We start from the raw sequence: 19,499 nt of genomic DNA on the forward strand, positions 1-19,499 counted from the left end.
GATTAATCCGCCGCTCTACCTTTTTGTGGGAACAATCCTTTAGGACGTTTCTGAATAAATAACACCAAACCAACTAACACAATAATACTGGCTAATACCGACCCCGTGACAGGCTCTAAGAACTTATTCACCGTGCCTAATGTCATTGCGGCCACTAACGTACCCCATAAATTACCCACACCGCCAAACACAACCACTAAGAACGAATCAATAATGTAAGCTTGCCCCAGGTTAGGTCCAACATTAGTTAATTGACTTAAAACAACACCGGCAATACCCGCAATACCCGAACCTAAACCAAAAGTTGCGGCATCAACCCAATCACTTTTAATACTTAAGGAACGTGCCATATCGCGATTTTGCGCAACCGCACGCACATGTAAACCTAAAGATGATTTTTTCAAGATAAGCAGTAAAGCCACAAACACCATTAACGCAAACACAATGATGTATAAGCGATTGTAGGTTAAAGAGAAAATCGGATTAATCTGCCATGATCCACTCATCCATTCTGGCGCAGCCACTTGACGATTTAACGGCGAAAACACACTACGCACTAATTGCTGTAAAATTAAACTAATACCAAAGGTGGCAAGTAAGGTTTCGAGCGGTCGACCTTTCAAATGACGAATAACCCCACGCTCAATTAAAATGCCCACAAACCCCGACACTAAAAAAGCCGCCGGAATAGCCATAAATAATGAATACTCAATCCACTGTGGAAAAACCTGTTGAATAACATAAGTGGTATAGGCACCCAGCATGATCATTTCGCCATGCGCCATATTAATAACGCCCATCACACCAAACGTGATAGCTAAACCAATCGCGGCCAATAATAAAACAGAGCCTAAACTCAAACCAAAAAATAAGTTTTCGATAATAGAAAAAATGCTGCGCTTTTGTTCAATTTTACTGATTGCCGTTTCGAGCGCTTTACGTAGTTCAATATTTTTGATGTCAGTTGCGGCGAGTGTTTTTTCTAATGCATTTTTAACACTGGGTTCTAAGCTATTTTGCAGCGCTTTGGCCGCCTCTAGTTGCAGCGCAGCGTCAGCACTTGAAAGTTGTTGAACATAAATAACGGAATTCATCAACGACAATACATCTTCGTCTTGCTCTTTTAAGCTGAGCTTTTTAACTAAAGTAACCGTTTCATCACTGGGTTTACTTAACAACTCTTGCATTGCTGCTAAACGCACTCCTTTATCAGGGCTCGTTAAATCTAGCTGCGCCAGCAGGCCTCGAATGCTCTTACGGATCGCATTGTTCGTTTTAACTTTTTTGAGTGCTGAACGCTTAACATTTGGTAATGCGGCTTTTGAAATACCGTGCCAAATTTTATAGCTGCCGTCGGTATCTTTTTCACGCGTGACGATTTGTTTGGTGGCTTTAACGTAATATAAATCACCATTCATTAATTGGGTTAGTACGTAACGTACCTTAGGATGCTCAATTTCAGCAAATTGTTTAACTTGAGCTGGCATTTTACGTAGGCTTGATGCCGCTAGTTTTTTGCTGGCTTGTATGATGAGCGCATCGTTTACAACAGAAGGGGTTTCTGTTGTTTCATGCATATTAGCTTTTGGTGAAGTGCTTACATCAGCCTGACTGGAAAACACACTTAAGCTAAGAAGGAGAATACAAAAAAATCGCATCATTGCGAGTTCCTTTAATTTGATGAAAGCCGCCAACGCTAAACTAGATAACGCTGGCAAACTTGATAGGACGGGTTGGTAGGACAACCCTAGTTACAATTTAAAGTGACAATTTAAATTTAAGTGTCCTTGTGATTAGCCCTAATAAATCAGCCAATTAGCATGACGATTTATAGGTTGAAGGCTAATCACAAGGTTTATTAACTACCTGCAGGGAGGTCAAGTAGTTAACAAAGACTGACTATTTAGAAGTTTTGACCAGAACATTTAGCCGTTTTAACATCAAAGTTGCCGCATTTAACCGGTGCTGTCCAATCTGAAATTAAGTTCTTTGAGCTTGGTAAGAAATCAGACCATGCATCACCAATAACGGTATCAGGCGTTTCCCAAACCACTTCAAATTGACCATCTTCTTGGATTTCACCAATTAATACAGGCTTAGATAAATGATGATTTGCATTCATAACGGCGGTACCGCCGGTTAAGTTAGGCACAGCAACACCAATAATGCCTTGTTCAACAGCATCAACATCAGTCGTACCGACTTTTTCTACCGCTTTAGCCCACATTTTGAAACCAATATAAGTCGCTTCCATTGGGTCATTAGTTACGCGCTTGTCATCACCGATGTATTTTTTCCAATTAGCGATGAAGGCTTCATTTTCGTCAGACTCAACACTTTGGAAGTAGTTCCAAGCCGCTAAGTGACCCACTAATGGCTTAGTATCAAAACCAGAAAGTTCTTCTTCACCCACTGAGAATGCAACAACTGGGATGTCTTCAGCTGAAATACCTTGGTTACCTAATTCTTTATAGAAAGGGATGTTTGCATCACCATTAATCGTTGATACAACCGCCGTTTTCTTGCCTGTTGAACCAAATTTCTTAATGTCAGATACGATATTCTGCCAATCTGAATGACCAAAAGGTGTGTAGTTGATCATGATGTCAGCATCTTTAACCCCTTTCGCTTTTAAATATTCTTTTAATATTTTATTCGTCGTGCGTGGATAAACATAATCTGTACCGGCTAACACCCAACGTGTCGCTCCGATATCATTCATCAAGTAATCAACGGCTGGGATCGCTTGTTGGTTTGGCGCAGCACCGGTGTAGAATACATTTTTAGACGATTCTTCACCTTCGTATTGAACGGGGTAGAACATTAAACCGTTAAGCTCTTCAATAACCGGTAAAACAGATTTACGCGATACTGATGTCCAACAACCAAAGATAACATCAACCTTTTCTTTAGCTAAAAGCTCGCGTGTTTTCTCAGCAAATAGAGGCCAATTTGATGCAGGGTCAACAACAACCGCTTCAAGCTTTTTGCCTAATAAACCACCCGCTTTGTTTTGCTCTTCAATCATCATTAAAACCGTGTCTTTTAGTGTAGTTTCACTGATAGCCATGGTGCCTGATAATGAGTGTAAAACACCGACTTTAATCGTGTCGGCAGCAAAAGTAAGGTTTGAAATAAAACCACTCGCGACAATTGAACTTGCTATTAATAGCTTTTTAAGTTGCATAATATTTTCCTATATAATTAGATAGTTCCTGAATACGCTAATGACTCTATGAAGCCAATTAGGTATCCAGGTCGATAAGAGGTTTAGATTAGAATGTTACTAATGCTTCAATGGCTAACTCGTCTACATCCGCACCAGCACCGTTATCATTCATACGGTATTCAAACACCATCAATAAGTTATCATTAACTACATAGCTAGGAGATAAGGTAATTGCGCTTTGCTCTACGAAAGTTGCACCTGCCGCGTCTTCTACTTCATAGTCGTGATATCGAACTGTAAAGCCCCAATCATTACTAAAGCCGTAATTCGCCATTAATAGATATCCGCTAGCGTCACTTCCCACGAACATACTATCTTCTGCTGTATTATATTCAGCAGCTAATGTCAGTGAATCAACAGAATAACTTGCCCAAGTGTTTAATAATTCAACATCACCGTCTTTTGAATAAAAACCCTTGATAGTGATAGAATCAGAAGGCATGAATGCAACCATTGTTTCTACCGCAGGGTGCTCAGTGTCAGTTCCTTCACCACCAAGGTCGTTAACAATAGAAACTGCAGCAGAGAAGCCGTCACCACTATATAGTGCAGATACACCTTGTTGGTAACCACCGTAGAAAATGCCGCCATAACCAGTGCCTGAATATTGGAATAAGCCCGTTGGTTCTTCTGTTTCCCAACCGCTATAACTTAAAAAGCGACCGGCTTTAATTGATACTGAATCAGAAATAGCATAATTGATAAATGCTTGTTCAATATCTACTTCTTGATTATCTTCTAAATCGTCTGATTGATCTTGGTATTCAATATCAACAGCTGCTGTTAATTTATTGCCAAAGTCATAACCGACATTGATTTCAACTTGATCAATACCTGCATCATGAGTTGAACTGCCACCGTCTGTATCAGACGCGTAATAAGACATGTCGATAAAGCCGCCAATGCTTAGCTTGTCACTTAATACAGAGTCACTTGCTTGTGCAACAGACATTGAGCCTAGAGTAAGTAAAACCATAGAGGCGATTGGTGTTAGCTTTTTAGTTAGTTTCATGTGATATACCCTTCATTTTTTTAAGATTCGAATGCTGAACAGTTCGTCGTGACTGTTTTTTAGCTGCGGTCAGTATCTGTTATTTTGATAAAGGTTCATATTCGCGAATGTGCGCACAAGACATACGCGTTTATACGTATATTTAAAAAACTAAAAATGTGTTTAGAATATTTTTTAGACGTAGGTATGATACAAGTTGCTGACTCTAGCTCAATTATTTTAGCCACTTATGATTTACCGATAAACAGTCAACAAGGCCTCTATTACTCACATGCCATCTAATCAAAAAATTCTTCCTACGCGCAGAACCTATAACAAGTTTGTTGCTAACGAACTCATGGAAGACTTTGCTTTACGTTTTACTTCAAAGCGAGCTAGACAATGGTCATTAGGCTGGATAGCCAATACGGCACTCGGCATTGTGTCATTTTTAGTGCTCGAAGCGATTGGGGGGGCCATTACCTTAAATTATGGTTTTACTAATTCGGCTTGGGCTATTTTAGCTATCGTATTTGTGATCTTTTTTAATGGCTTACCCATTAGTTATTACGCGGCTAAATATGGCGTTGATATTGATTTACTCAGTCGCGGAGCCGGTTTTGGCTACATAGGCTCTACTATCGCTAGTTTGATTTATGCCTCATTCACTTTTATCTTTTTTGCACTCGAAGCGGCCATTATGTCAATGGCACTTAAAATGTCATTGGGCATTCCGCTAGCGGTTGGTTACGTTATTAGCGCGCTCATTGTTTTACCTTTGGTTACGCATGGTATCTCGTACATCAGCCGTTTTCAGGTTTGGACACAACCCATTTGGTTAATTTTACAAGTCGCCCCACTTATTTATGTTTTTAGCCACCCCGAAACCGATATAAAAGGCTGGTTAAATTTTACGGGAGTGAGTGGTGAAAATAGCCAAGGGTTTGATTTATTATTATTCGGCACGGCTTCGGCTGTACTTTTATCACTCGTTGCCCAAATTGGTGAGCAAGTTGACTTTTTACGCTTTTTACCTGAAAAACCACAACAAAAACAATGGCATTGGTGGTTAGCGCTAACCGCGGCAGGCCCAGGTTGGATCATTTTTGGTGCGGCAAAATTATTTTTAGGTTCTTTTTTAGCCTATTTAGCCTTACAACATGGCTTAGCACCCGACGTCGCAGATGATCCTGCGCATATGTATCAAATTGCCTTTGGTTATTTAACCAGTAATCAAAGTTTAGCCCTTATATTAACCTGTAGTTTTGTGGTTATTTCTCAACTAAAAATTAATGTCGCCAACGCATACGCCGGTTCTTTAGCCTGGTCTAATTTTTTCTCGCGCGTGACCCACAATCACCCCGGACGCGTCGTATGGATGGTTTTTAATGTCGGGATCGCATTATTGTTAATGGAACTCGGTATTTATCAAACCATAGAAAACATGCTGTCGGTTTATTCCGTTGTCGTATTGGCTTGGTTAAGCTCGGTTGTGGCTGATCTTATTATTAATAAACCGCTAGGTATTAGCCCTAAACATATTGAGTTTAAACGTTCGCATTTATACGATATTAATCCAGTGGGTGTGGGCTCTATGCTTATTGCTTCATTTTTTGGTTTTACTGGGCATTTTGGTTGGTATGGTGAAACGGTTGAAGCATTAGCGTCTTATATTGCGTTTGCATTACCTTTTATTACCGTGCCCATTATTGGCTATATAACCCAAGGTCAGTTCTACTTAGTTAAAAAAGAGTCACCCACTCTCGCTAAAATCACGCACTGCTATATTTGCGAAAATGCGTTTGATCATGAAGACATGACCTATTGCCCTGCTTATGCTAAAGCTATTTGCTCACTTTGTTGCAGCTTGGATGTACGTTGTGGCGACTTATGCCGCCCCGAAGCAACACTACTGGCACAATCACATCACTTTTTTAATCGTTTTTTAACCACGTCATTGCTCAAAAAATTAACCACACCTTTAATGCAATTTATCACCGTAACATTAGGGCTTAGTTTAATTGGCGCAGCCATCTTATTTTTGATTTATCTGCAAATTCCGGTAGAAGATGCAAACCTAAAACACGTTTTTGCCAGCACGCTCATCAAAATATTTTTCTTGTTAATGATTATTATCGGCATTATTAGTTGGTTATTTATTTTGGCGCGCAGCAGTAACCGCTCAGCATTAAAAGAACTCCGGTCGCAAGCTCGCACATTGGCACACGAAATTAATGCCCACGAGCAAACCTCTATGGCATTACAAGATGCCAAAAATGTAGCCGAATCGGCCAATGATGCTAAAAGTCGTTATTTAGCGGGTTTGAGCCATGAGTTAAGAACCCCGCTTAATGTGATGCTCGGCTATGCTCAATTGCTCAGTCAAGATAGCTCGATCCCAGAAGACAAACGCAAAACGCTCAGTATTGTTAAACGCAACGGCGAACATTTAGCTGATTTGATAGAAAGCCTGCTCGAAATTTCAAAAATTGAAGCAGGTCGTATGCAATTACATCGTGACGAAGTGCGTATTAAAGTCATTATCGATCAATTGGTCGATATGTTTAAAATGCAAGCCAGTAAAAAAGGCTTAACCTTTATTTATGAATGCAGCCCTTTTTTGCCCGATTATGTCGCGACTGACAAACAGCGCTTTAGACAAATTTTGATGAACCTGCTCTCTAATGCCATAAAATACACCGAGCAAGGTCAAATTAAATTAAGTATTATTTACCGCAATGAAGTTGCACAATTTATCGTTGAAGATTCAGGCGTCGGCATTTCGCAAGACCAGCAAGATTTAGTGTTTAAACCTTTCGAGCAAATACGAACAACCCATACCCAATCGATTGGGGGGACTGGCTTAGGTTTAACTATTTCACGCTCTTTGGCTGAGCTAATGGGTGGAGAGATCACGTTAAAAAGTACGATTGGTCGTGGCAGTACATTTACTTTAAAATTAATGTTAGCCAAAATAAAACAGACATCAACAGAACCAGAACACGTAACTAGTAATGCAATTGGGTACGATAAAAATGCCCAGCATATATTAGTTATTGACGATGACGATGTACAACGCCAACTCATGTTAGATATATTGCAGCCCAAAGGCTTTCGCATGCATTTAGCCGCAAACGCATTAAAGGGGTTTGAGTTTTTAGCGCAGCATCCGGTCGATTTAATTTTGCTCGATGTGCGTATGCCTGAAATGAACGGCTGGCAAATGCTAGAACAACTAAGGAACAATAAAATATCAACGCCGGTTATTATGGTTTCGGCTAACGCCCGAGAAGAAGCAACTAGTCAGCAATCTCAATTACAGCACAGCGGCTACATTGCTAAACCGATTAATATTGATAATTTATTAGAAAAAATAGGGGCGACGCTCAATTTAGATTGGCAATATCAAGATACTCTAAGCGATAACAAGGCAATGATAGAACAAAAGCAAACACAAGTGTTAGGGCCAAGCAAAAGCCAATATCAGTCTTTAATTGCCCTTGCCGAAATTGGTTATTTATCGGGTTTTAATCAGCAATTAGACGAGATAAAATCGAATTGCAAAGTGCCTCCTGTTGTCGCATCCCAATTAGATGATTATGTGCAAAGCTGTAATTTTCCTAAAATTTGTCAGTATTTAAGTGAGTTAATAGATGAACAGCACAATTAACAATGTAGTACTCGTTGTCGATGATTCACCCGAATCACTCGGCATGTTAAATGTCGCCTTAAATACGGCTGGGTATACAGCTCTTGTCGCACTTAATGGTTTACAAGCACTTTCGATAGCCGAAAAAGTAACACCGGATGTGATATTGCTCGATGCCATCATGCCCGAACTAGATGGCTTTGAAACCTGCAAACGTTTAAAGGTATTGTTACCTAACACGCCCATTATTTTTATGACAGGTTTAACCGACGTAGAAGATGTTGTAAAAGGGTTTGCCGCTGGTGGTATCGATTACGTCACCAAACCTATTAGCCCAGATGAAGTGCTCGCCCGTATTAAAAGTCATATTCAAACGGCTAAATTAGCGCTAAGTGCGCAACAAGCTTTGGATCATGCCGGTAAAAACGTTTTTTGTGTTAGCTCGCAAGGTATGCTGGCGTGGGCGACACCACAAGTGCATCAAATAATTGATGATATTTCGCAACAAGACACGACGCCTTGGGCGACGTTAGCACAGGCAATTTCACAGTGGTTAATCATTGATCACTCGCAACCTTTGCGCCTTAACGTATTTTCACAACCGATAGAAATCGTTTACGATCGCCAACAAGACAATTTGCACCAATTACATATACACGAAAGCAAAATAGACAAGAGCCCAGCAGATTTAAAAAAAGCCTTGCCGATCACCAAACGCGAATCTGAAGTTTTATATTGGGTATCGCACGGTAAAACGAATTGGGAGATTTCACAGATCTTAGAAATGAGCCCACGCACCGTTAATAAACATTTAGAGCAACTGTTTAAAAAGATTGGCGTGGATAATCGAACAGCCGCCGCCGCTATTTCGATTAGAATCTTAGAATCTTAACAAACGACACTAAGCAAAAATACGCGAATATAATAAACAAAGAGAGCTTAATGAAAACCGTTCAACAAACTGAACGGTTTTATCATCAATGCCTTAATGATTCATTTATACATTCAAATAATCTTTTAACGGTAAATCACGATATCGCTGACCCGTTGCAGCAAAAATAGCATTTGTGATACTCGGGGCAACAGGCGGTACGCCTGGTTCGCCTACACCGCCAGGGTAATGGTTACTTTTAATAATATTCACGTTCATCGTTGGGCATTGATTCATTCTAAGCAATGGATAATCATGAAAGTTAGATTGCACCACCGCCCCCTTTTGAATATCAATACGCCCCGATAAGGTAAGTGAAAGGCCAAATATCATCGCGCCTTCCATTTGAGATTGCACCCGATCAGGGTTAACAGCCACGCCACAATCAACAACACATTGCATATCGAGCACGTTTAAACGGCCGTTTTTAACTTCTACTTTCGTGGCTACGCCAACATAACTAACAAAACTGCGATGAATGGCTAAGCCCCACCCTTGCCCTGCAGGTAATTCAGCATTGAAATCAACTAACGTGGTTAGTTTATCTAACACACCTTTAAAACGTGCGGTGAGGATTGGATGTTTTTTAAATTTCTCGCTGTAGTTGCCGTACTTTTTAAAATTAAAATCGTTAAACGGATTAACTTGACGGTTTTTACCATAGGCTAAACGCAAAAAGTCAGGCGTTTTCATCTTTTGACTATGGGCTAACTCATCAATAAAGCTATGCAATGCAAAAGCATGTGGAATATTTAACACCGAGCGCATCCAACCAATACGTACCGGCGTTTCAGCCCCTGTTGCTTCACTTTGCAAGGTTTCAATATCAAACGGTAAATCGTTAAAGCCCATAGACAATTCAAAGTTTTGTGGCGCAAAGGCTTTAGCATTAAACGTAGAACCAATGGTTGGAATAACCGTGCGCTGTAACCAAGCCACTATTTTTTGTTTGTCATCTAAACCGGCTTTCATATATTGTGCGGTTCCCGCATGAAAATAGCCCGATTGAATATCATCTTCACGGGTCCATACCACTTTTACCGGTCGGCCTGATTGCTTAGATAAAAATGCCGCTTCTAATGCAAAATCGGCTTTCGCTTTTCGGCCAAATCCGCCGCCTAACAACGTTACATTTACTTTTACTTTATCTTCAGTTGTGCTTAATAATTTGGATACGTGCTTCATCACCGCTTGTGGGTTTTGTGTAGCAGCCCAAATTTCACATTGATCACCTTGCACCCATGCTGTAGACGCGGGGGGTTCCATCGGTGCATGCACCTCAAATGGCACACTATATTGTGCTTCAATAACCTGTTTAGCTTTTTTAAAACCTTCGGTTACATCACCTTTGTGAGCGACACGCTTGGCTGGTTGAGTCACCCTTTTAGCCATGGCTTGCATTGCTTGATTAGAGGCATAACCGGCGTTTTCGCCTAAATCCCAATCAATATTAAGTGCTTCTCGCCCTTTTATTGCGGCCCAAGTATTCGTAGCGAGTACCGCCACGCCACTCACGGGGTTAAATAATACGGGCTTGGTAGTAGCCGACATTTGAATAACATCAACCACGCCCGGTATTTTTCGGGCTGCGCTGTCATCAAATGATTTGACTTGCCCATGCAAAACAGGGCAACGCGCAATCACGGCAACCACTAAATCAGGAAATTCAACATCAATACCATAAGTTGTGTTACCCACGCTTATATCGTGCAAATCAACAATAGGTACCGGTTTATTAATAAAGTTAAAATCTTTCGGTTTTTTAAACGTTAAAGTTTTAACATCCGGAACGGCTTGCTTGGTCGCCAATTCTGCTAAGTCGCCATACGCCAGTTCAGCGCCGGTTTGCTTGTTGCGTACCCTACTGTTTTTTGCACTGACATCAGCTAAGCTCACTTGCCAATAATCAGCCGCGGCTTGCTCTAACATGGTACGGGCTAACGCGCCTACTTGACGCATTTTGGTATAAAAACCCCGAATACTGCTTGATGCATCTGTGTTTTGACTGCCATAAGCTTTATCACCCAAACCTTGGATCACATTAACGTTTTGCCAATTAGCTTCAAGCTCATCCGCAATTATTTGTGCAATACCGGTTTTACTGCCTTGCCCCATTTCAGAACGATGATTGATAATATCAACCGTGTTATCAGGCCGTATCGACACAAATAAGTTTAAAGTTTGAGGATCGTTATTTTTGCCAAATTTAGCCACGTCACTTGAGCTAGGGCTTGAACTAAGGGTTGAGTTACACCCAAGTAATAAGCCACTGCTTGCGACTCCGGTAAGCGTTAAAAATTCACGACGATTGAGTTTTAATAAGTTCATGATTGCACTCCTTCATCAGCTGACAATTGATTAACGCTTATTTTTTCATTGTTTTTGGCTAGGATAGAAGCAGCTTGCTTGATTGCTTTTTTAATACGAGGGTATGTACCACAACGGCATAAATTACCTGACATGGCATTGTCTATATCGCGATCAGATGGCGCAGCCTTGTTTTCAAGTAAGTTAATCGCGCTCATTATTTGCCCTGATTGGCAGTAGCCGCATTGCGGTACGTTATTTTCGCGCCAAGCAATTTGAATAGCATGTTCGCCTTGTTCATCAACCCCTTCAATCGTGGTTATTTCAGCGCCTTTAGCCACCATTACAGGTGTAATGCAAGATCGTATTGGTTGGCCATTTAAATGCACCGTACACGCCCCACACTGCCCAACACCACAACCAAACTTAGTGCCTTTTTTATTCAATAAATCACGTAACACCCACAAGATAGGCATGTCGTCTGGCGCATCTACTTGATAGGTTTGGTTATTAATTTTTAGATCAATCATGATATAAATCTCACGTTAGAGTAATAGGCTGTGGTGTAAAATGATTTGTCGCTGTGAATATAAAGCTAACAAATAATAAACCTATGCTACCGCAATAAACATCACTTTTAAATAAAGATCATATGTTTTGTTAATATTTTGTTTAAGCCTATAAAATCGAGAAGTGTAAATTTAGCTTAATAAGGTCGTGGGACGACCTTGGGTATACAACCTGAACAACACCGAAAGCCGGAAGCGGATGGGTGAAAAGAGGGTAAAACAATAAGGAATACAAAAGCGCAGTGCGTTGTGAGTTGTGCGCCTTTGTTTCGTTATTTATGATGTGTTTTTAATATTGATTATTCCCAAGCAAAGACCCCTTGTTTGGTCTCGCACTTTTCAAGTAATTCACTGGCGTTTTCTATGTAAATTTGTTGGGCATCTGAAACAGGATACGTTAAATATTCTGAGCACTGTGCGCTTTGGCCTGTTCCTAACACCACTTTAACACCGGCTTTTAATGTGCAAGTTGACATGACATCTAAAGGTGACCATTGATAGCAAATTTCGTAATCTTGACGATAATCAGCCACTAAACCCGTCGGTTTGCTATGTGCCCACCAACGGCCAAGTTGGCTATTAGGGTTAGTGCTGTTCCATGCTCTAAACAGGGTTATCGCTTGAGTTGTTTCATATACCTGACCTTGGCATAACTTACCCGCATTAGGCTCACCGATTGAATTATTCAGTAAAGTGGTATCTTGAGCTTTGACCATTGAATTTTTTAAATGAGCGGGTAAACCCACACTGCCAATACAAGCTTGAGTGACCTGAGTTTCGGGCTCATTTTCAGTAATCAAGCCATGAGTCGAAATAGTTGATTCATTAGTTAACACACAAGCCGTTAACGTTGTACTGATCAAACCAAGCATTAATAAGCGCATTGATAAATCCTTTATTTTATTTATTAGTAGGGGTATTTAATGAGATTAATTGACCCATGCTTTAAGAGCTAAGGGTTAAGGGTTAAGCGATATAGCACAACACCGATTTATGGACTGATAGTTTAAGGCAGAGCGCGCATTTTGTTAATCATAATTTCATTTTATTTCAGTGGTTAATTTAGGTTAAACAAAATAATTTAACAGGCGACTACACAAGCGTAAAAATGATGTTATATTATTACATTTAATTATGCTTGAAGGGTTGACATTGAACTGTTACATTATAACATAACACGCAATTGAAATTTTATTGTGTACTGTTATGCCTTTTGTAAAGCCCAATTTTTTAACCTTATCTATTGCGACCGTCTTATCTTCAGGTATCGCCTTACCCACGCTAGCGTCTTCAATCACGGGTACGGTTTTAGATCAAAAAAACAACCCAGTCAGTGATGCAACAATAAAACTCGAAGGCACAACCAAAGTTGTGAAAACCGATGAAAATGGACGCTACGTTTTAAAATTAAGCGAACGCGAACTGCAAGACCATATCCATATTCATGTGCATTCAAACAATCATTTACACGATGATCATGATTTTGGTTATGTTAAAGCTGACCAAGTTCTCGACTTTTCGTTAGTCCCGGTTATGTTCGAAAACGTTTTGGTAACAGCGACAATTTTAGAAACAACCACGATGGAATCAATCACGCCCATTTCGGTATTGGGTGCTGAAACACTCCGTAAGCGCCAAGCAGCAACGCTGGGCGAAACATTAAAGATGACACCCGGCGTGCACAGCACGTATTTTGCAGGTGTTGCAGCAAGCCCTGTCATTCGAGGCAATGATGGCCCCCGCGTTAAAATTGTACAAAATGGGTTAGATACAGCCGATGTGTCTCGTATTGGCCCTGATCATGCAGTAGCCAGTGATGCCAGTAGCGCGACACAAGTTGAAATATTAAGAGGACCTGCAACATTACAATATGGCAGTGGCGCCATTGGTGGGGTTGTTAATATTGTTGATAATCGCATTCCGGCTTATGTGCCATCTGAGCTTGAGGGCGAAGGAGAGTTACGTTATAGCAGTGTAAACAATGAACGTTTTGGTAAAATCGATTTAACCACGGGCAGTGATAATCTCGCTTTTCATTTAGATGCGTTTAAACGTGAAACTCAAGATGTAGAGATCCCTGGTTTTGCTGAATCAACACCTCACGATGGCGATACCAGTGGCATAATTGAAAACTCTGCGGTTAAAACTGATAACGTGGTAGCCGGTTTATCTTGGGTTAACGATCAAGGCTATATTGGTTTTTCTGTTCAAAAGATGGATAACGTTTACGGGGTGCCAGGCCACGCAGCACACGCGGATGATCATGACGAGCATGATGAGCATGATGAGCATGATGAGCATGATGAGCATGATGAGCATGATGAGCATGATGAGCATGATGAGCATGATGAGCATGAAGAGCATGAAGAGCATGAAGAGCATGAAGAGCAGGTTAATATTGATTCATCATTACAGCGTTATCAACTCGCTGGTAAGTTGCATACACCTTTTCACGGTGTATCAGCCATTGAATTTAGCGGAGCATACTCTGACTATCAACATACCGAGCTAGAAGGTGATGAAATAGGCACCACTTTTGCTAATGAGGCGATAGAAACACGCTTAGATTTTCATCTTGAAGATATGGCCGGTTGGCACGGTGTTATTGGTTTGCAAGTAAGCAATAATGAATATAAATCAGTCGGTGCTGAAGCCTTTTCTCCGCCAGTAGAATCAAGCCAATACGCTTTATTCATTTTAGAAGAGCAAAAACGAGAAGATTTTACCTTACAATTTGGTGGCCGCATTGAAAAAGTTGAATACACTACCGAACCAATGGATGTAAATTTATCGCTGACTCATCATGACGCAGATGACCATGACGACGATCATGGTGATGACCATGACGACGATCATGGTGATGACCATGACGATGACGATGACCATGATGAAGAAACAGTAGAATTCCACTTCGACAAATATGAATTCACGGCCTTTTCATTATCATCTGGTGCTAACTGGCACTATAGTGATCAAGCATCTATAGCCTTATCATTATCTTACGCGCAAAGAGCGCCTAGCCAACAAGAGTTATTCTCGGGTGGTGCGCATTTAGCAACCAGTACTTATGAATTTGGTTTAGTATTTGATGCAAACGATGAAGGTGAGTTATTAACGACTCTTCGTGATGTAAATGAAGAAGTGAGTAAAAATATCGATATCACCTTTAGACAGTTTTCTGCAGACTGGGGGATAACGGCTTCAGTATTTTATAGTGATGTGGATGATTACATTTATCAAGAAGATACTGGATTAACCTTTAACGCTGAAGATGTTCACAACCATGGTGCAGATGATCATGACGACGATCACGCTGATGAAGCCCATGTTGAAGATGGTCACGATGAAGATGGTCATGATGAAGATAATTTCCCAATTCTTCGTTTCCAACAAAGCAATGCTAAGCTTTACGGGTTTGAATTTGAAGCTCATTATCAAGTAAACAATGAATTACGTGTAAACGTATTCGGTGATTACATACGAGCGAAAATAGACACTGAAAACTTACCGCGCATTCCGCCTTTACGTTTAGGTTCAGGCTTGCAATATCAGTGGAATAAGTGGGAAGCGGACGCTGAAGTGGTTTGGTATGACGACCAAACAAAAACCGCAAAACTTGAAACCATGACCGATGGCTATACGTTAATTAATATCGGCTTAAATTATCAAACCCAGATAGCGGATATGGACTGGCGAGTATTCACTCGAATTGATAATTTAACCAATGAAGAAGCACGTGTGCATACCTCATTTTTAAAAGACCAAGCACTTTTACCAGGTCGTAATTTTCAACTTGGGATCCGTACTTATTTTTAATCACGTTTAATTTGCACGCTAGTTGAAAGCATTAAGATCTAGAGAGTAAAAACGAGAAAATAAATCGCGAGCAATAAAAATGCCGAGCTATCATTGCTCGGCATTTTTGATTTAATCAGGTTTATTTAGCAATCTTTAGTACAACAATATTTCATTAAACAACACATAATTCCGTATTTTCATATTGTCAGCCATGCAACTTAATCTTACTGAGCTTATGTTGCTGAACTTGCATTTAATACCAATCCATATTAATAAGTGATCTCTCAGAATGCATCCAGCGGTTTTTGAACAAGGCGTCGGTGTACAGGAATGGTTGTTCCCTTTCAAATACCGATAACACAGGTCAAAAGCCGCTGGTGCATTCCTTTCAGGCGAGTTTTAAATGCGCTTACTCTGTGTTGCTCGAACTCAAAAGAGCACCACTATTCTTTCATTCAAGCGCCTTGATTAAGCGCATTTAAACGCTCGCTGAGTGGGCACTTATTATTACGGATTGGTATAACAAAAAACCTAGCCTAACTATAGTCAAAGCGATCGGGGTTTAGGGGCAGGTTTCTAGTTCCAGACGAAACCTCAGTACTTACATCCATGTAAGCAAAGCCGTCAAAGCTACCGCGTCCTGCTCTCGCCCCTTACCTGCATCCATGCAGGCAAGCTTCGAGACCCCATGAGCATATGCTCTATTATGTGATTGGGGCCGCCTAAATGGATTTAGGTGTTAGAACGACGCAGGAGCCAAAGTCGAGAGTAAGCGCTGACAATGAACCATAAAACCTGAGCGAGAAGACTATATTTGTGAACAGCCAATCAACATAGCTGTTCACCCATATGCCACATAAATTAATGTTGTAGCGTTACGGTTTGTTTAGTCGGTTTAACCTTAATTGTTTTTTGCTCACCCGTTGGCCACACCACTTTGAGTTCATGTGTTTCAGCACATTGGCCCACGCCAAACTGCACATGCGGGTTAAAACTAAACGAATAAGCTGCAGACGTAGCGCCAATACGTTGCATTTGTGATTTATTACAGCCTGTTAAATATACCATTGCGCCTAATGCCGAAGCTTGTTTAGCTTTTGACGAACCGATATCAACACGAATAAAATCATTATTAAGCGCTTGGGCTGAGGTATTTTGCATTAAATGCCATTTACCGCGTTCATCCCCTAATACAAGATCAACACGACCATCAAGATCAAAATCGACCGGTTCAATACCTAAACCAATAGCACCTAATTCGGTTGTAACCACACCTGAGCTAGCTTGTCGTTCAAACGCTTGGCCATACTGATTTAAATAGACTTGCGCGTGGTTATCATTAACCAAATCGCCACGCTCACGCACAACCAAGTCACTAAATCCATCATTGTTAACATCAAGTATAGCGACTGACGTGCTATGCGCTTGACGCTCCAATCCCACCTTACCGCTCACATCGCTAAACACACCTTGATCATTATTCAACATAATATTCGTTAAACTTTCTGCATGTTTAGACTCTTTAGCCGCCTTAATACCTTGAATAACGCCAGTTGCGGGTGACCAAGTATTCACCACTAATTGCCATTCTTTGTTGCCAATATAACCTATGTAAACGCCTTTTTCGTCTGTTGAATCCGGAAAACCAAGCGCATCACTATTTACCATGCGTATGTCGCGACCCGAATGCGTTTCACCCGGAAACGCATATTCATAAGCCGATTCGCCCACGAATAACGTTTTATTTGGCCATTGTGTTTGCAAGTTATTTATATTAACAATATCACCGCCTTTTAATTTATCAAAAGTCGATTGACCTCGCTTAGAATAAAAACCGAATAACTGTTTTTCGCTATTATAAAAAGTTTCACCGGCCGTAAACTCATGGCCACGAGTAAAAAATAAATCCAAATCACCATCGTTGTCATAATCAATTTCAGCAATGCTGGTTACATCTTTTATCGGCTGTGGAAAGACTTTATCGGTTACATCGGTAAATTTAAAACCACCTTGGTTTTGGTAAGCGGTTACCGGTCCTCTGCCATAAATAACGAGATCAACTTGTTGGTCATGGTTAAAGTCTGTCAAAAGCGTTTTTTGACCATCGCCTTTAATGGCCGGTAAAGTTGAAGTTAAAACAAGGTTGCCTTGGCCATCATTTTTATACAGATAATTTTCAGTTTTACCTTTTTTCTCGTTCGACGGAAAAGCAAAGTTAACTAAATCTAAAAAACCATCATTGTCTAAATCAATAAACTTAACAGTGCGGCCACGCATATACTCAAGTGGAACCGCAAAATCTGGCAAGGTAGTAAATTGACGATCTTTAGAAACCGTCACCATTTTTGCATTACGCGCATTAGAGCCCGATCCGCCACCACGTGATAAAATAATATCTTGCTGGCCATCTTTATTAAAATCACCAACCGAAATACCATGAGCATCGCCCATTAATAAATCATAAGGTGCAGCGTATTTACCTTGGTTATTCCACATAACTCGAATGCTAAAACCATGGTCGTTAAGTAACAAATCAGGGTAACCATCTTGATCAAGATCAGCGACCGTTGCGGTATCCCACTGACGTAAATATTTTTCTTCTCGTGGAAATACGTTATGGCTAACCGGACTATATAACTGAGTTGTCGTGACGTTCGTGTTTGCATTTTCAACGGCAACAGAGCTTTGACAGCCCATTAAAGCAGAAAGACTAAACGCTAATACTGTTTTGATACTTAATAGTATTGATTGTACTTTCATGTTTAATACGCACCTGCTTTTATATTTGGTTTTTTCTGCCAGACTCGAACGTATTCAATTTCAAAATCGACAATACCATCTTCTTTTTTGCCTTCTGGGCTATTTTTCTCTAAATCTTCAAGGCTATCGGGCACACCATGCCAAGGAAATGTTTCTTGGTCTAACCACAAATTTAACGGTTTAGTCGCCACATAACCTTTATCGACACCACGATGTTCTTTAGCAAATGCATCTACTTTTGCTGCTGGCACATCACTTAATAATTTGCCATCGATATAATATTTAAAACCGTCTTCATCCCACTCGATGCCATAAACATGAAAGTCGTCAGCCACCCTAAAACCAAGGTCTTTATATTCTGTGTATGTTGGTTTACCTTTTACAGCTTTACTCCAATCACGAATAGACCACCATAATTGACGATCGATATGATCTTTGTTTTCGCCTCGGTGATCGCCAAATAACTCAAAAAAATCAACTTCAAGTTTTTTACCCATAGACCAAAATGCGCTTGATACTTCGGCATCAGCCGCTTTGCTCTTTATTTCAATGTAGCCATATTTAAAATCACGACGCCCAATAATGCAGGCTGTGGTTAGGTTTTCGTATGGCAATGCATCGCCAAAAACAGGTTTATGAATTTCACCATAAAAAGGAAAATCAGGCTCCCATCGTGTTTCTAAAATGAGCTTTCCGTCTTCTAAACGATAATTTCGACCCGAGAATTGAGAAGGCGCGCGACCTTTCCAGACTTTTTTATTTGGCTTATCAGGGTGTTTATAAACAGGCTTGCCATCTTCAAATTTACCTACGATGTACCATCTGTCTTCATCTAAAGAAGCGCTTTCAAATTCATCACTGACTTCTGTGTTGTATATCCACTGGCTTTCATTATTTGGATCACTCAGTGGCAACACACTGATTGGTTGCGCTGACAGAGCGGTAAGCCCACTTTCTTGAATTTGCTCCGCTTGTGGGTTCAAACCACACGCAACTAAGCTGCTAGCTAAAACAGATAAAGTGATCTTATTCACAAGGCTTTTTTTCAGGTTAGCGATCATAGGATTCTCAAAAATTAACATTAGATATTATTTATTAGAACATATGATCTTTATTAATTAAAGCCAATAACGCACTATTTACGTAAATTTACATTCAGGTAAATTTAACCAATTGTTTACATACGTAATAAAGTTAAACATTTAGCAATTACAATTACGCAGTCCTTTGTTACAATAAATTAACACCTTAAATAAAGCGTTTTA

At 40.4% G+C, this 19,499-nt stretch carries 11 protein-coding genes; 3 read left to right on the forward strand and 8 right to left on the reverse strand.

Translation table 11 applies throughout. The features are described from left to right. Window positions 1–2: 2 nt before the first annotated feature. From urtB to DPX34_RS07370, 3 genes are all read right to left on the reverse strand, one after another. Complete coding sequence (gene urtB / locus DPX34_RS07360; protein WP_438938511.1) at window positions 3–1,661, reverse strand: urea ABC transporter permease subunit UrtB; 1,659 nt, start codon at window positions 1,659–1,661, stop codon at window positions 3–5. 242 nt (window positions 1,662–1,903) lie between these two features. After that, window positions 1,904–3,187 carry an urea ABC transporter substrate-binding protein gene (gene urtA, locus DPX34_RS07365; protein WP_111977761.1) on the reverse strand — a complete coding sequence of 428 codons (1,284 nt, stop codon included), beginning with the start codon at window positions 3,185–3,187 and terminating at the stop codon, window positions 1,904–1,906. Window positions 3,188–3,275: 88 nt separating this feature from the next. Beyond that, window positions 3,276–4,241 carry a porin gene (locus DPX34_RS07370; RefSeq protein ID WP_111977762.1) on the reverse strand — a complete coding sequence of 322 codons (966 nt, stop codon included), beginning with the start codon at window positions 4,239–4,241 and terminating at the stop codon, window positions 3,276–3,278. Window positions 4,242–4,512: 271 nt separating this feature from the next. Between DPX34_RS07370 and DPX34_RS07375 the strand changes: the two genes are divergently transcribed. Further along, a complete protein-coding gene (locus tag DPX34_RS07375) occupies window positions 4,513–7,890 on the forward strand; it encodes a hybrid sensor histidine kinase/response regulator (protein WP_111977763.1) in 3,378 nt (1,125 codons plus the stop codon). Continuing rightward, window positions 7,874–8,761 (forward strand): response regulator, encoded by an 888-nt coding sequence (locus DPX34_RS07380; RefSeq protein WP_111977764.1) that lies wholly within the window; start codon window positions 7,874–7,876, stop codon window positions 8,759–8,761. Before DPX34_RS07375 ends, DPX34_RS07380 begins: the two co-directional genes overlap by 17 nt. A gap of 105 nt (window positions 8,762–8,866) precedes the next feature. Here DPX34_RS07380 and DPX34_RS07385 read toward each other — a convergent pair whose 3' ends face one another. The 3 genes from DPX34_RS07385 to DPX34_RS07395 all read right to left on the reverse strand — a co-directional run bounded on the left by DPX34_RS07385 (window position 8,867) and on the right by DPX34_RS07395 (window position 12,560). Beyond that, window positions 8,867–11,128 carry a xanthine dehydrogenase family protein molybdopterin-binding subunit gene (locus DPX34_RS07385; protein ID WP_111977765.1) on the reverse strand — a complete coding sequence of 754 codons (2,262 nt, stop codon included), beginning with the start codon at window positions 11,126–11,128 and terminating at the stop codon, window positions 8,867–8,869. After that, the gene (locus DPX34_RS07390; protein WP_111977766.1) at window positions 11,125–11,637 is read right to left on the reverse strand and encodes a (2Fe-2S)-binding protein; all 513 of its coding nucleotides are present in this window, start codon (window positions 11,635–11,637) and stop codon (window positions 11,125–11,127) included. The genes DPX34_RS07385 and DPX34_RS07390 overlap by 4 nt, the downstream gene beginning before the upstream one ends. Before the next feature lie 338 nt (window positions 11,638–11,975). Next, window positions 11,976–12,560, reverse strand: coding sequence for a hypothetical protein (locus DPX34_RS07395; RefSeq protein WP_111977767.1), 585 nt, complete (start codon window positions 12,558–12,560; stop codon window positions 11,976–11,978). A 322-nt stretch (window positions 12,561–12,882) separates the two neighbouring features. Between DPX34_RS07395 and DPX34_RS07400 the strand changes: the two genes are divergently transcribed. After that, window positions 12,883–15,492: a TonB-dependent receptor gene (locus DPX34_RS07400; protein ID WP_111977768.1), complete on the forward strand. Its 2,610-nt coding sequence runs from the start codon at window positions 12,883–12,885 to the stop codon at window positions 15,490–15,492. A gap of 843 nt (window positions 15,493–16,335) precedes the next feature. Here DPX34_RS07400 and DPX34_RS07410 read toward each other — a convergent pair. Further along, entirely contained in the window at window positions 16,336–18,234 is a 1,899-nt protein-coding gene (locus DPX34_RS07410) for a CRTAC1 family protein (RefSeq protein ID WP_232824688.1), read from the reverse strand. Window positions 18,235–18,236: 2 nt separating this feature from the next. Then, window positions 18,237–19,268: a family 16 glycosylhydrolase gene (locus DPX34_RS07415; protein ID WP_232824689.1), complete on the reverse strand. Its 1,032-nt coding sequence runs from the start codon at window positions 19,266–19,268 to the stop codon at window positions 18,237–18,239. Window positions 19,269–19,499 lie beyond the last annotated feature (231 nt).

Origin of the sequence: Algibacillus agarilyticus (assembly GCF_003286125.1) — a bacterium.
Lineage (GTDB): Bacteria > Pseudomonadota > Gammaproteobacteria > Enterobacterales > Alteromonadaceae > Algibacillus > Algibacillus agarilyticus.

What these genes read in the sequence shown, in the direction of transcription:
- urtB (WP_438938511.1), bottom strand. Translation starts at nt 1,661, where the DNA reads ATGATGCGATTTTTTTGTATTCTCCTTCTTAGCTTAAGTGTGTTTTCC.
- urtA (WP_111977761.1), bottom strand. Translation starts at nt 3,187, where the DNA reads ATGCAACTTAAAAAGCTATTAATAGCAAGTTCAATTGTCGCGAGTGGT.
- DPX34_RS07370 (WP_111977762.1), bottom strand. Translation starts at nt 4,241, where the DNA reads ATGAAACTAACTAAAAAGCTAACACCAATCGCCTCTATGGTTTTACTT.
- DPX34_RS07375 (WP_111977763.1), top strand. Translation starts at nt 4,513, where the DNA reads ATGCCATCTAATCAAAAAATTCTTCCTACGCGCAGAACCTATAACAAG.
- DPX34_RS07380 (WP_111977764.1), top strand. Translation starts at nt 7,874, where the DNA reads ATGAACAGCACAATTAACAATGTAGTACTCGTTGTCGATGATTCACCC.
- DPX34_RS07385 (WP_111977765.1), bottom strand. Translation starts at nt 11,128, where the DNA reads ATGAACTTATTAAAACTCAATCGTCGTGAATTTTTAACGCTTACCGGA.
- DPX34_RS07390 (WP_111977766.1), bottom strand. Translation starts at nt 11,637, where the DNA reads ATGATTGATCTAAAAATTAATAACCAAACCTATCAAGTAGATGCGCCA.
- DPX34_RS07395 (WP_111977767.1), bottom strand. Translation starts at nt 12,560, where the DNA reads ATGCGCTTATTAATGCTTGGTTTGATCAGTACAACGTTAACGGCTTGT.
- DPX34_RS07400 (WP_111977768.1), top strand. Translation starts at nt 12,883, where the DNA reads ATGCCTTTTGTAAAGCCCAATTTTTTAACCTTATCTATTGCGACCGTC.
- DPX34_RS07410 (WP_232824688.1), bottom strand. Translation starts at nt 18,234, where the DNA reads ATGAAAGTACAATCAATACTATTAAGTATCAAAACAGTATTAGCGTTT.